This window comes from Paenibacillus sp. BSR1-1, assembly GCF_030403775.1.
Taxonomy (GTDB): Bacteria; Bacillota; Bacilli; order Bacillales; family Cytobacillaceae; genus Neobacillus.
Window position 1 is genome coordinate 99,038 of sequence record NZ_JAQMWQ010000014.1, and the last position, 12,864, is coordinate 111,901.

Annotated in this window: 13 protein-coding genes; 12 read left to right on the forward strand and 1 reads right to left on the reverse strand. The window is 38.1% G+C overall.

Annotated elements, in window-relative coordinates:
* Positions 1-17 precede the first annotated feature (17 nt).
* From PH210_RS18725 to rarD, 5 genes are all read left to right on the forward strand, one after another.
* Complete coding sequence (locus PH210_RS18725; protein WP_289987701.1) at positions 18-1,160, forward strand: cysteine desulfurase family protein; 1,143 nt, start codon at positions 18-20, stop codon at positions 1,158-1,160.
* Positions 1,161-2,366: a tRNA uracil 4-sulfurtransferase ThiI gene (gene thiI / locus PH210_RS18730; RefSeq protein ID WP_289987702.1), complete on the forward strand. Its 1,206-nt coding sequence runs from the start codon at positions 1,161-1,163 to the stop codon at positions 2,364-2,366. It begins immediately after the preceding gene.
* A 107-nt stretch (positions 2,367-2,473) separates the two neighbouring features.
* A complete protein-coding gene (locus tag PH210_RS18735) occupies positions 2,474-2,680 on the forward strand; it encodes an alpha/beta-type small acid-soluble spore protein (protein WP_289987703.1) in 207 nt (68 codons plus the stop codon).
* Positions 2,681-2,838: 158 nt separating this feature from the next.
* On the forward strand, positions 2,839-4,425 hold the full coding sequence (gene mbcS, locus PH210_RS18740; protein WP_289987704.1) for an acyl-CoA synthetase MbcS: 1,587 nt from the start codon (positions 2,839-2,841) through the stop codon (positions 4,423-4,425).
* A gap of 147 nt (positions 4,426-4,572) precedes the next feature.
* Entirely contained in the window at positions 4,573-5,499 is a 927-nt protein-coding gene (rarD, locus tag PH210_RS18745; RefSeq protein WP_289987705.1) for an EamA family transporter RarD, read from the forward strand.
* Between the two features lie 211 nt (positions 5,500-5,710).
* On the opposite strand, the gene PH210_RS18750 is transcribed toward rarD, so the two are convergent.
* A complete protein-coding gene (locus PH210_RS18750) occupies positions 5,711-6,511 on the reverse strand; it encodes an NAD kinase (protein ID WP_289987706.1) in 801 nt (266 codons plus the stop codon).
* A gap of 159 nt (positions 6,512-6,670) precedes the next feature.
* On the opposite strand from PH210_RS18750, the gene sppA reads away from it, so the two are divergent.
* From sppA to PH210_RS18785, 7 genes are all read left to right on the forward strand, one after another.
* On the forward strand, positions 6,671-7,678 hold the full coding sequence (gene sppA, locus PH210_RS18755) for a signal peptide peptidase SppA (protein ID WP_289987707.1): 1,008 nt from the start codon (positions 6,671-6,673) through the stop codon (positions 7,676-7,678).
* Between the two features lie 59 nt (positions 7,679-7,737).
* Positions 7,738-8,163, forward strand: coding sequence for an RDD family protein (locus tag PH210_RS18760; protein WP_289987740.1), 426 nt, complete (start codon positions 7,738-7,740; stop codon positions 8,161-8,163).
* 69 nt (positions 8,164-8,232) lie between these two features.
* Complete coding sequence (locus PH210_RS18765; protein ID WP_354670001.1) at positions 8,233-8,907, forward strand: DUF2953 domain-containing protein; 675 nt, start codon at positions 8,233-8,235, stop codon at positions 8,905-8,907.
* 17 nt (positions 8,908-8,924) lie between these two features.
* Positions 8,925-9,389 (forward strand): GerW family sporulation protein, encoded by a 465-nt coding sequence (ytfJ, locus tag PH210_RS18770; protein ID WP_289987708.1) that lies wholly within the window; start codon positions 8,925-8,927, stop codon positions 9,387-9,389.
* Between the two features lie 136 nt (positions 9,390-9,525).
* Positions 9,526-10,026 carry a thiol peroxidase gene (gene tpx / locus PH210_RS18775; RefSeq protein WP_289987709.1) on the forward strand — a complete coding sequence of 167 codons (501 nt, stop codon included), beginning with the start codon at positions 9,526-9,528 and terminating at the stop codon, positions 10,024-10,026.
* Between the two features lie 206 nt (positions 10,027-10,232).
* Positions 10,233-11,216, forward strand: coding sequence for a class I SAM-dependent methyltransferase (locus PH210_RS18780; RefSeq protein WP_289987710.1), 984 nt, complete (start codon positions 10,233-10,235; stop codon positions 11,214-11,216).
* 397 nt (positions 11,217-11,613) lie between these two features.
* The gene (locus PH210_RS18785) at positions 11,614-12,804 is read left to right on the forward strand and encodes an acetate kinase (protein WP_289987711.1); all 1,191 of its coding nucleotides are present in this window, start codon (positions 11,614-11,616) and stop codon (positions 12,802-12,804) included.
* Positions 12,805-12,864 lie beyond the last annotated feature (60 nt).

Below are 12,864 nucleotides of genomic sequence, written 5' to 3' on the forward strand. Positions count from 1 at the left end.
TGACGGAGGATAAATTGATGATTTATTTTGATAATAGTGCAACGACAAAACCATATAAAGAGGTTTTAGATTCTTTTGTAACAGTATCCAGTGAATATTTTGGCAATCCCTCTTCTCTGCATAGTATGGGCGGGCAGGCGGAAAAGCTTTTATCTCAGGCTAGAGAGCAGGTTGCCGGTCTTTTAAAGGTAATGGCAAATGAGATTTATTTTACCTCTGGCGGGACCGAAAGCAACAACATCGCCATTAAAGGTGCTGCTTTATTAAATCGTCATAAAGGGCGGCATTTGATTACTTCGAGTGTAGAGCATGCGTCAGTCAGAGCGGCAATGGAGCAGCTGGAGCAGGAGGGATTTGAGATCACCCGCTTGCCAGTTGATAAGTACGGGCGGATCTCAGTAGAAGATTTAGAAAAGGCCATTCGAAAAGATACAATCTTAATCTCGATTATGCAGGTAAATAATGAAGTTGGAACCATCCAGCCTATTGAGGAAATAGGTAGTATTCTAAAAAAATATCCATCCATCCTTTTTCATGTGGATGCAGTACAAAGTGTTGGAAAAGTACCACTTTCTTTATATAAAAATAATGTAGATCTTTGTTCACTATCAGGCCATAAATTTCATGGCTTAAAAGGCACTGGTGTCCTATTTATACGGGAGGGAGCAAGACTGACCCCGTTATTTTCAGGCGGAAATCAAGAGCGGAGGATGCGCAGCGGCACCGAAAATGTGGCAGGTTTTGTCGCAATGGCAAAGGCGCTTAGGATGACAATGATGAAAAGCGATGCAGGAATTGCAGAACTGGGGAAAATTCAACATTTGCTGAGAAAAAACTTAACCAAAATCGAAGATATTCAGATTCACACACCCGTTCAACATGCTGCACCACATATTTTAAATTTTTCTTTGAGAGGGATAAAATCAGAAGTTTTTATCCATGCACTTGAGCAAAATGGAATTTTTGTGTCTACGACAAGTGCTTGTTCTTCAAAGAAGAAATCACCCAGCAATACATTGCTTGCGATGGGAGTCCCAGAAAGCCTTGCAGAGAGTGCTATAAGAATAAGCTTATCTTTTGATAATACAGAAGCTGAAGCCTTAAAAGTCCTCTCAATAATTGAAAAAACAGTAAACCAACTACGAAAGGTTATGAAATAAATGAATTATGATCGTATTCTAATACGTTATGGAGAGATATCCACCAAAGGAAGAAATCGCAATAAATTTATTGATAAATTGAAAAAGAGCGTAAGAATAGCCCTTGCTCCCTTTCCTAAAGTAAAGATAGAAGCAAGCCGAGACCGAATGTATGTATTACTAAACGGTGAAAATGGGATAGAAATTATTGGGAAATTAAAGAATATATTTGGGATTCAGTCCTATAGTCCGGCTATAAAAGTAGAAAAAGATGTAGAGGCATTGAAACAGGCCTCATATGAATTAGTTAGCTCTCAATTTAAAGAGGGTCAAACCTTTAAAATTACCGCAAAAAGATCTGACAAAACCTTTGAGTTGAATACAGACGGAATCAATCAAACGATTGGTGCCCATCTGTTAAAAAATATTCCTGGAATGAAAGTGGACGTAAGAAATCCGGACATTAATTTACGCGTTGAGGTTAGACCCGATGCCATCTACCTTTCTTCTGAAACTATTCAGGGTGCTGGCGGGCTTCCAATTGGTTCGAGTGGGAAAGCGATGCTCATGCTTTCAGGTGGAATTGATAGCCCGGTGGCCGGATATTTATCGATGAAGCGGGGAGTAGAAATTGAAGCCGTACATTTCTTTAGTCCGCCTTTTACTAGTGAACGATCGAAGGAAAAGGTGATTGATCTTTCCAAAAAGCTTGCAGGAATTTTTGGCTCGTTAACACTCCATATCGTACACTTTACAGATATTCAGCAATCCATCCGTGAGCAGGTACCGGAAAATTATTCGATGACATCAACGCGGAGAATGATGTTAAGGATTACAGATGAAATTAGAAAAAAACAAGAAGGCCTTGCGATTATTACCGGTGAGAGTCTTGGACAGGTAGCAAGCCAAACGCTTGAGAGTATGTATGCGATTAACGAAGTGACGAACACCCCAATTTTACGTCCCTTGATTTCGATGGACAAAACGGATATTATAAAAATCGCTGAGGAAATTGATACCCTCGATATTTCGATTCGTCCTTTTGAAGATTGCTGTACTATTTTTGTGCCGTCATCTCCAAAGACAAAACCGAAACGAGAAAAAGTTAACCAGTATGAAAGCTATTTTGATTTTGAACCATTAATTCAAGAGGCTGTTCAAGAGGTTGAAACGCTAGTAATAAAACCAGATAGCGAACACCGCTCGGAATTTAATGAGTTATTTTAAGTAGTTGTAAAGTATTTGTGAACTTTTTGTGAATAATTACCAATTGATATTTAGAATGAACCTTGTGAGTTCTACACATTCTATAATCACAAGGAGGTGATTATCACATGGCTAGAAGTAACAACTCTAATCAACTACTAGTACCTGGTGTTGAACAAGCTCTTGATCAAATGAAATATGAAATTGCTTCTGAATTTGGAGTACAACTTGGTGCAGACACTACTTCACGTGCCAACGGTTCTGTTGGTGGTGAAATCACAAAGCGTCTAGTTCAAATGGCTGAACAGCAATTAGGCGGCGGATTTGCTCGTTAATCAAATTAAATACGATGGCTACAGAGAGTGAGGCATTTGCCTCGCTCTCTTTTTATTTTAATTAATATTAACAAATGAATAATAATTTAAAATTTTAGAATAATTTTGTATAATAAAATTGAGGGATATTTTAATATCTAATATTGAGGGGGAGAAGAATGAAACGCGAGGATTTAATTGCACCAGAAAAGTATAATCTTGTATCTGAAGTTGAGCGATTTGCTAAAGACCCAAACAAAATGGCATTAAAATGGGAAAATGAATCTGGCGAAACAAAGCAGGTTACATATGAGCAATTATTAAAACAAGTTAACCAAGCAGCAAATGTTTTTGCTCAAAATGGTTTGAAAAAAGGCGATGTCGTTCTCGTAATTATTCCACGCCTAATTGAAGCATATGTTGTTTACCTAGCCGCCTTAAAGTCAGGGATGGTAGTTATTCCAAGCTCGGAAATGTTAAGGGAAAAGGACCTGCAGTACAGAATTTCACATGGTGATGTGAAATCAGTTATCAGCTATTATCCTTACGTGGACCAATTTGAAAATATAAAATCAACACAGCCTCTCGTTAAGTTTACAATTGGGGCAAAAGAGAATGGCTGGATTCATTTAGATGAGGATATGAAAGCGGCTTCAGAAGAGTTCCCGCTAGCTGACACACTTCGGGATGATATGGCCTTTTTATCCTATACATCAGGAACAACAGGAAATCCAAAAGGGGTAGTCCATACACACGGATGGGCATTTGCTCATTTAAAGACTGCTGCAGCAAAATGGCTTTGCATCGAAGAAGGTGATACGGTATGGGCAACAGCGGGTCCAGGCTGGCAAAAGTGGATTTGGAGTCCTTTCCTTTCCGTTCTTGGCTCAGGGGGAACGGGATTAGTCTATAATGGCAAATTTGAGCCGAAAAAGTATTTAACTCTTCTGCAAAAATATGATGTGAATGTTCTATGCTGTACACCTACAGAATACCGCTTAATGGCAAAGGTAGATAATTTAGCTGAATACCAGCTGTCCAATCTTCATAGTGCTGTTTCTGCTGGAGAGCCGTTAAATCGTGAGGTCATTGATACATTTAGAAAATATTTCAATGTCGACGTTCGCGATGGCTATGGTCAAACAGAGAATACATTACTAGTTGGTGTGACCAAAGGGATGGAATTAAAACCGGGTTCAATGGGCAAGCCTACTCCAGGGAACAGAGTTGAAATTATCAATGAAGAAGGCCAGGTTTGCGCTGTTGGGGAAGTTGGCGATATCGCTGTACACGTGGAAACACCTGCGTTATTTAAAAATTATTATAAGGATCCGGAAAGAACAGCCATGCAGTTCCGCGGCGATTATTATGTAACAGGTGATAAAGCGAAAATGGACGAAGAAGGTTATTTCTGGTTTGAAGGCCGCGGGGATGATATCATTATCAGCTCCGGATACACAATTGGGCCTTTTGAAGTTGAGGATGCCCTTGTTAAACATCCAGCTGTAAAAGAATGTGCGGTTGTTGCAAGTCCTGATGAAATACGTGGATTTATTGTTAAGGCATTTGTAGTCTTACAAGAAAATGTTGATCTGAATGAGCCTGAATTAACCAAAAATCTTCAAGAGCATGTAAAAACATTGACAGCTCCATATAAGTATCCAAGAAAAATTGAGTATTTGACAGAGCTTCCAAAAACAACCTCTGGTAAAATTCGCCGGATTGAACTGCGCCAAAAAGAAATGGAAGCTGTAGAGAAAAATTAATTTTCGCAATCTAAAAGCAGGCTGGGGCATTCCAGCATGCTTTTTTTATGGAATGATTTAGTAAGCAAAAAAATCCCCAATTAAGGTTGTTTCACGTTATAATATAAAATATTTCGAAACTAGAAGGAATAGGGGTTCGAGCGATATATGAAAAAGAATGAAACACAGCTAGGGGTCATCCATGCCGGATTTTCCTATCTTCTTTGGGGATTATTGCCGATTTACTGGAAGCTTTTAGATAATGTAAATGCAAAGGAAATCCTTGCAAACCGCATTTTTTGGTCATTTATTTTTATGGCAGTTGTTCTTATCTTCTCAAAAAAATGGGGATTATTCATTAGTACTTTTAAAGGCTTTGCCCAAAATAAAAAACAGATGTACGCCTTAATCATCGCTTCACTTCTTATCAGTATAAATTGGTTTATTTATATTTGGGCAGTAAATAGTGGTCATATGATTGAAGCAAGTCTCGGTTATTATATTAATCCTTTAGTGAGCATTTTACTGGGAATGGTTGTCTTAAAGGAAAAATTATCGGTGCCACAATATGTATCCTTCGTGTTGGCTGGGATTGGGGTTGCGATTATCACAGCATCGCATGGGAATTTCCCCTGGATCGCCATCGGTCTTGCAGTTTCCTTCGGACTTTACGGATTGGCTAAAAAATTAATAAATGTCGATTCTGCCGTAGGGTTAACATTAGAAACTCTAGTAGTGGCGCCAATCGCTGCGATATATATGGCTTTTCTTTTTGTAAATGATTCAAATGCATTTTTAACAGCAGGTATTGGCACTGATTTTCTCTTAATTGGTGCTGGGGTCGCGACTGCAGTTCCTTTACTTTATTTTGCAAAAGGGGCACAAAAAATTCCCCTTTCCCTACTCGGCATCCTGCAATATATCGCACCAACAATCACACTGCTGCTTGGTGTATTTGTTTATCAAGAACACTTTTCAAAAATACAGCTGCTTTCGTTCGTATTCATTTGGTCCGCATTGACCATTTATTCTCTTTCAAAAACCAAACTGTTTTCCCAGAGTGGATTAAAGGTGCGGGGAGAAAAAAGAACATAAAAGTAAAACCTTATCCTGTTTTTTAAGGATAAGGTTTTTTTATTAAGGCCCTTTTCGTAAACTTTGTTTTTTTGGAACTTATTAAGGGTCATTTACAAAGTTTCTAGGCAATTTTCGCAAATGCGGTTACGAAAAGATGCCACGAAGAATCTAGATATTCGGGTTAATGAACTTATACGAAAAACAACAAGCTTTGCGAAAATAGCCTTTATTAAAGGAATGTCCGCTTTACTTTTTGCCAGAAGGAGTTGTCTTTTAATTTAAGGGTTTTTATTTTTTTGTCACTTAAGGTAATTTGGATCTTGTCCACATGGCGAATGCTTAATGCCTCGTTGTCCATGCCCATTGTCGGGTGGTCGTTGCCTTCCTGAATAACTTTTAATGTTAATGTGCGGTCACTACTTAAAATAAACGAAGAACCGAGGGTACGGTACCGATTATTATTAACGGAAGCAACCTCACTTACTTGCATGCAGGAAAGTAAGGGATCAACAATGGAACCATCAACGGATTTGTTATAAGCGGTGCTTCCGGTTGGCGTGGCAACAATCAGTCCGTCACCGCGGAATGTTTCCAAATGAAGGTCATCGACAAACACATCCACTACAAGCGTTTTAATAATGGAAGAGCGGATGGAGAATTCGTTTAAGCATGGAAATGTTCCTTGTCCATCAACAGAAACTTCAATCAGTGGATAGCGGCGAACCTCTAACTTTTCATTAAGCATTGCTAAAATCATGGATGGGACGTCTTCAATTTTAAAATCACAATACATATTTAAACTGTTTTTTATCGAAATCCCCATATAAAGGCAATCATCTCGAAAACCTGTTTTTCTAACTGCTTGGAGAAAGGCTCCGTCATCGCCGATACTGGCAATTATATTTGCTTTTCGATAATCATTCACGATGGTAAATCCATAACGTTCACTTGCTTCAAAAAGAGGAGCGGCTTTTGCAAGCACTTCAGGATCTCGCTTGTAATCATAATAAATATTGCGTCTTTCTGTCATGGCAGGGCCCCCTTAGTTAAGAACTGAAATATAGAGTTTTCCCTATATTCAATTTAATCATTGGTAAATAAATGTAATGCATTTAGTTTAGCATGTTTAAGAAACAATATGAATGAATGAACGTAAAAGTTCAGAGTTTTGACAAAAGGGGGAAACACATTGACTGGAAAACGCTGGGCCGCACTTGGAATTGCAGCCGTTTTATTTATTGGGTCAGTCATCATTAATCTATTATCATCCTTTGCTTTTAAAGGAATTGAAACAGATATAAATGAGTTGATGAATTCTGATAAGCCATATTCTGAGGAAGTGGTTCAAAACGGAAGCGAATTAAAGAAAATCGTCATCCTTGATATAAATGGAGTAATCCAGGACACAGGGGACTCTGAATCGATTTTACAAAGCCCAGGTTATAACCACCAGGAGTTTATGAAGAAGTTAAATTATATTAAAAAGGATAATACAGTTAAAGGAATTATTATCAAAGTTAATTCTCCTGGAGGCGGGGTGGTAGAAAGCGCAGAAATTCATGATAGATTAATGGAAGTCCAAAGGGATACGAAAAAACCAGTATATATATCTATGGGCTCCATGGCAGCATCAGGAGGATATTATATTTCAACGGCAGCGAAAAAAATCTATGCCAGCCCAGAAACTCTAACGGGGAGCCTAGGAGTAATCATGGAAGGTATTAATTATCAGGGATTGGCAGATAAATACGGGGTGGATTTTGTCACGATAAAAAGCGGCAAATATAAGGATATCATGAGCCCAACTAGAAAAATGACGGACGAAGAAAGGCAAATTTTACAAAGGATGATTGATAATTCATATGAGGGATTTGTCAAAGTGATTTCTGAAGGGCGTCATATGACTGTGGAGCAAGTTAAAAAAATAGCAGATGGCCGAGTCTATGATGGCCGGCAGGCGAAGGATTTAAATCTTATCGATGGATTTGGCTATTTAGATGATGTCATCTCGGAGATGAAAAGAAATGAAAAGCTTAAGGGTGTCAAGGTGGTGCGTTATACAGATGATCTCGGAATAGGTTCCTTATTTAATTTAACAGCAAAAAAATGGATGGGTGATCACGTTGAAATGACAGGCATTTTAAAATTACTTTCCAAGCCGAATTCGCCGCGTCTCATGTATCTTTATGCTAAATAGGGGGGCTATAAATGGAATCGAATGAATACTCTGCCGGAGAAGATGTAGTTTTAGAGAGAATGAATAGGCAGGTTCGCTATGCAGGCTTTTGGATGCGGTTTTGGGCCTATCTTCTTGATTTAATCGTTATTGGCAGCATCGGGCGCATTTTAATCAAGCCGGTCTTTCGCGTGCTTGATCTATCGTTATCCGAGTGGAATATGTTTGCCCCGATTTCTATTGCATCTGCTGTCATCTTTTATTTGTATTTCATGCTGATGACAAAATACTTCGATCAAACGCTCGGAAAAATGGTGTTTGGATTAAAAGTAATTGAATTAAATAAAGAAAAACTAACATGGGGAACCATACTTTTTCGTGAATGGATTGGCCGGTTTATTTCAGCAACAACAATCGTTGGATACCTCATTGTCGCTTTTTTACCTAAAAAACAAGGAATACATGATCTTTTCACTGACACTTCAGTCATTCATGTCGAAAGATAAAAATGGAACTATCAACTTCATTGTTGATAGTTTTTTTGTGAATAGGAAATACTAACAGGCGGAAAGGTTGTGAATATTTTGTTTTGGCTATTACTTTCCTTGTCTATTCTGTTGCTCTTATTTATCCTTATCGTATTTTCTAAATTAACGATTCTTGTAAATTATTATCACCATAATGACAATGATGATTTAAAGGTAGAGTTTAGGATTTTGTTTGGATTAATTAAATTTAAAAAACATATTCCATTAATTAAAGTGGATGATAACTCCCCAAGCATTGTAGTAGAAGACGATTCTTCCGATAAAAATGTTAAACAAATTACTTCAAATGATATGCTAACGAATCTAACCAATATGAGAGAAATGCTGAAGCACGTTTTTGGAATGCATGTAATCGTTAGGAAGTTCTTTCGGAAAGTCACGATAAAAAAATTCGAGTGGCACTCGATGATTGGGGTTGGCGATGCTGCACATACGGGAATGGTGACAGGTGCGTTATGGGCTGTAAAAGGGGGCATTGTAGGACTGCTGAGCCATTTTTTAAAGCTAAAAGAAATGCCGCAATTGACGGTTACCCCACATTTTCAAGCAGCTGTTATTCACACACAATTAACATGTATTTTTCAGTTTCGAATCGGGCAAGCTATTCTAGCAGGATTAAAACTGATTAAATTCTGGAAGGGCGGGAAACCGCACTTTAAAAGCAAAGCAAATATTTCAAATGAAAAAATGAAATCCATTTGAACAAGGAGGATACCTTCATGTCCGATCACCCAATTCAAGGCTTAATGACAACGGCAATGGAAAGCTTGAAAGAAATGATTGATGTAAATACTATTATTGGGGATCCAGTTGAAACCCCAGACGGAAGTGTCATTTTAACAGTTTCAAAGGTTGGATTTGGATTTGCTGCCGGGGGCAGTGAGTTTAAGATGGATAGTTCCCAGTCCGGCGGCCAAAAAACAGAACAAGGGCAAAGTCAGGGGCAAGCCAAGCTGCCATTTGGAGGCGGTAGCGGCGGCGGAGTATCCATTACACCAATCGCCTTTTTAATTGTTAACTCGCATGGAGTCAAAATGCTTCACTTAGACGAAAGTACCCATTTATATGAGAAGATTTTAGAAGTCGCACCGCAGGCGGTCGATAAAATTCAGCAAATGTTCTCAAAAAGAGATGATGGAAGGCAGCAAACAAACCATCAGACTAAACATGATTTAGATTTATAAAAAGAAAGGTTAATCTTCCAAAGAACGAGGAAGATTAACTTTTTTCATGAAATGAGCTATCAGAAAGCTTTATAATTGCAAAAATAATTCTGAAAAGATATATTTACACTGTACATAATCAAAGGAGGATGTTAGTATGGCAAATGTTACTTTCAAGGGGAACCCAGTTACATTACTTGGTAATGAAGTAAAAGTAGGAGACAAAGCTCCAAATTTCTCCGTGCTTGCAAATGACTTATCTGCTGTTACTTTAGACAATACAAAGGGGCAAGTTCGTTTAATCAGCTCAGTACCTTCACTGGATACTGGTGTATGTGATGCTGAAACTCGCCGTTTTAATGAGGAAGCTAATTCTTTAGGAGACGTTAAAATCTTAACCATTAGTAATGATCTTCCGTTTGCACAAAAGCGCTGGTGTGCAGCAGCTGGAATTGAAAATGTACAAACATTATCTGATCACCGTGACCTTTCTTTTGGTGAAGCATATGGCGTAGCAATCCAAGAATTAAGACTATTAACTCGTGCCGTTTTTGTTGTGGACTCAAGCGACACTGTTACTTATGTAGAATATGTAAGTGAAGCTACCAACCACCCTAACTATGAAGCAGCACTTGAAGCAGCAAAAGCTGCAAAATAAATTTAAATAAAGGGCTGTGTTAAAGCATATTTTTGATTTTTAAACTCGTTGATTGGAGCGAAGCGCCCGGAGCACAAATCAAAAGCTATGTTTAACAAAGCCAAGTAAATTAAGGTCTCGTCAATTGGCGGGGCCTTTTTAGTTGTTTAAATTTTTATTTTTCGTTTAAAATGAGTAAGGAAATTTATAAATGGGGAGTATCAAAAATGAAAATAACTCCAACAGAACAGTTATTCACTTTATTCAATGAAACAGCTCTTATTCTGCAGGAAGAATTAGATTGTACCTACCTAGAAGCCCTGGCTGAAACAGGAGAGAACCTATTTCAAGGCTCAATTCTTCAGGAGGAACTAAGTGAATTAACCGTTAAAAGGTTAAAGAAGCAATATGAAGAAATTCATTTACAAAAGTTTTCGAATGAGGAAATCCGCAAAGCGTATCAACTGGTTATTCTAAAAGGGATGAAGGAAAATGTTCAGCCCAATCATCAAATGACCCCTGATACTGTTGGAATGCTTGTAGGCTATCTTGTTGATAAGTTTTTGAAACAATCAAGCTTCCGATTGCTGGACCCGGCTGTTGGTACCGGAAATTTATTAACGACCGTTCTAAACCAGCTAAATAAAAATGTAGCCTCCATTGGTGTTGAGATTGATGATCTTTTAATTAAACTTGCCTATGTCAATGCTAATTTACAAGAACATCCAGTCCAGCTTTTTAATCAGGACAGCCTGGAACCGTTATTCATTGATCCTGTTGAAGCCGTTATCGCGGACTTGCCAGTTGGATTTTATCCAAATGATGTAAGAGCAGCGGATTATCAACTAAAAGCAAAGGAAGGCCATTCTTTTGCCCATCATTTATTTATTGAGCAAAGTGTCCGGCATACAAAGTCAGGTGGCTATTTATTCTTCATCATTCCGAATGGACTGTTTGAAAGTGAACAAGCGCCCCAGCTGCGGGAATATTTTAAAGATCAGGTTATCATCCAGGGATTGCTTCAATTGCCGACAAGTATGTTTAAAAATAAAAATGCGGCAAAGAGCATCCTAATTTTGCAGAAAAAAGGAGAAGACGTGGAGCCGCCTAAGCAAGCGCTGCTTGTTGATCTGCCAAGTTTGTCATCTGCAGCGGAAATGGATAAAATTTTAATAAAAATGGAAAAATGGTTTCAAGAAAATAAAGGATAAAATCGGTAAAACCAGCCGGTTTTATCCTTTTTGATTATTCGATTAATTTGAATATAATTATATTTTTGCTGAAAACGTTCCCAGCTAAATTATTTCTTGAAATGTGAATTATACCGTGATTTAATGAGGAATTGAAAGAAAGAAACAAGGTCGGTTTGCACAAAATATAGTTGTATTAATTTCGTATACTCCAACCGATGTTGTTATATAAAAGCTCTTTTCGTAAACTTTGTTGCTTTTAAGAACTTATTAAGGGTTATTTACAGAGTTTCTAGGCAATTTTCGCAAATGTTCTTACGAAAGATGCCACGAAGAATCAAGTTATACGGTTTGATAAACCAATACGAAAAACAACAATCTTTGCGAAAATAGCCTAAATAAAAGGAGCGTCAGCAAAATGGCAAAAGTTATTGCAATTAATGCAGGAAGTTCGTCCTTAAAGTTTCAATTGTTTGAAATGCCAAGTGAAAATGTAATAACAAAGGGTCTTATTGAACGGATTGGTTTAAAAGATTCTATTTTTAATATCACAGTAAACGGTGAAAAAATACAAGAAACTATTGATATACCAGACCATGAAGTGGCTGTAAAAATGCTTTTGGATAAACTGACTACCCTTGGTATTATTGCTTCGCTAAGTGAAATTGAAGGAATTGGCCACCGTGTCGTACATGGTGGAGAAGAATTTAGTGATTCGGTTCTAATCACGGATGAAGTCATGGAGAAAATTGAAGAATTATCCGAGCTAGCGCCTTTGCATAATCCAGCAAATATCACAGGAATCCAAGCTTTCAAGCGTGTGCTTCCAGACGTTCCAGCTGTTGCGGTCTTTGACACAGCCTTCCATCAAACAATGCCCGAGAGTTCATTCCTTTATAGTCTTCCATATGAATACTACGAAAAATATGGAATTCGAAAATACGGTTTTCATGGAACATCTCATAAATATGTATCCCAACGTGCTGCTAAACTATTAGGTCGTCCTGTAGAACAGCTTCGATTAATTTCTTGTCACCTTGGGAACGGGGCAAGTATTGCAGCGATTGAGGGCGGAAAGTCGATTGATACATCCATGGGCTTTACACCTCTTGCAGGGGTAACAATGGGAACTCGTTCCGGAAATATTGACCCTGCTCTTATTCCATATATTATGGAAAAAACCGGGCAATCAGTTGAAGAAGTACTTGATGTATTAAATAAAAAGAGTGGTATGTTAGGGGTAACAGGCTTCTCGAGCGATTTAAGGGATATTGAAATCCAGGCAAAGCAAGGAAATAACCGGGCACAGCTTGCACTTGATGTGTTCGCAAATCGCATTCATAAATATATCGGTTCATACGCTTCACGGATGTATGGAGTTGATGCGATTATTTTTACAGCAGGTATCGGTGAAAACAGTGATGTCATTAGAGAAAATGTCTTAAAAGGTCTTGAATTTATGGGTGTTTATTGGGACCCTGCTCTAAATAAAGTCAGAGGTGAGGAAGCTTTTATTAACTACCCTCACTCTCCTGTTAAGGTCATCATCATTCCAACAAATGAAGAAGTTATGATCGCAAGAGACGTTGTTCGTTTAGCGGCATTTTAATCATCAAAAAGGCAAAGGCAGGTAACTGCTTTTGCCTTTCTTTGTGCTATACTGATGGTA

Coding starts and splice junctions, on each gene's coding strand:
- PH210_RS18785 (WP_289987711.1), top strand. CDS start 11,614: ATGGCAAAAGTTATTGCAATTAATGCAGGAAGTTCGTCCTTAAAGTTT.
- PH210_RS18725 (WP_289987701.1), top strand. CDS start 18: ATGATTTATTTTGATAATAGTGCAACGACAAAACCATATAAAGAGGTT.
- rarD (WP_289987705.1), top strand. CDS start 4,573: ATGAAAAAGAATGAAACACAGCTAGGGGTCATCCATGCCGGATTTTCC.
- ytfJ (WP_289987708.1), top strand. CDS start 8,925: ATGTCCGATCACCCAATTCAAGGCTTAATGACAACGGCAATGGAAAGC.
- PH210_RS18780 (WP_289987710.1), top strand. CDS start 10,233: ATGAAAATAACTCCAACAGAACAGTTATTCACTTTATTCAATGAAACA.
- mbcS (WP_289987704.1), top strand. CDS start 2,839: ATGAAACGCGAGGATTTAATTGCACCAGAAAAGTATAATCTTGTATCT.
- tpx (WP_289987709.1), top strand. CDS start 9,526: ATGGCAAATGTTACTTTCAAGGGGAACCCAGTTACATTACTTGGTAAT.
- PH210_RS18760 (WP_289987740.1), top strand. CDS start 7,738: ATGAATAGGCAGGTTCGCTATGCAGGCTTTTGGATGCGGTTTTGGGCC.
- thiI (WP_289987702.1), top strand. CDS start 1,161: ATGAATTATGATCGTATTCTAATACGTTATGGAGAGATATCCACCAAA.
- PH210_RS18750 (WP_289987706.1), bottom strand. CDS start 6,511: ATGACAGAAAGACGCAATATTTATTATGATTACAAGCGAGATCCTGAA.
- PH210_RS18735 (WP_289987703.1), top strand. CDS start 2,474: ATGGCTAGAAGTAACAACTCTAATCAACTACTAGTACCTGGTGTTGAA.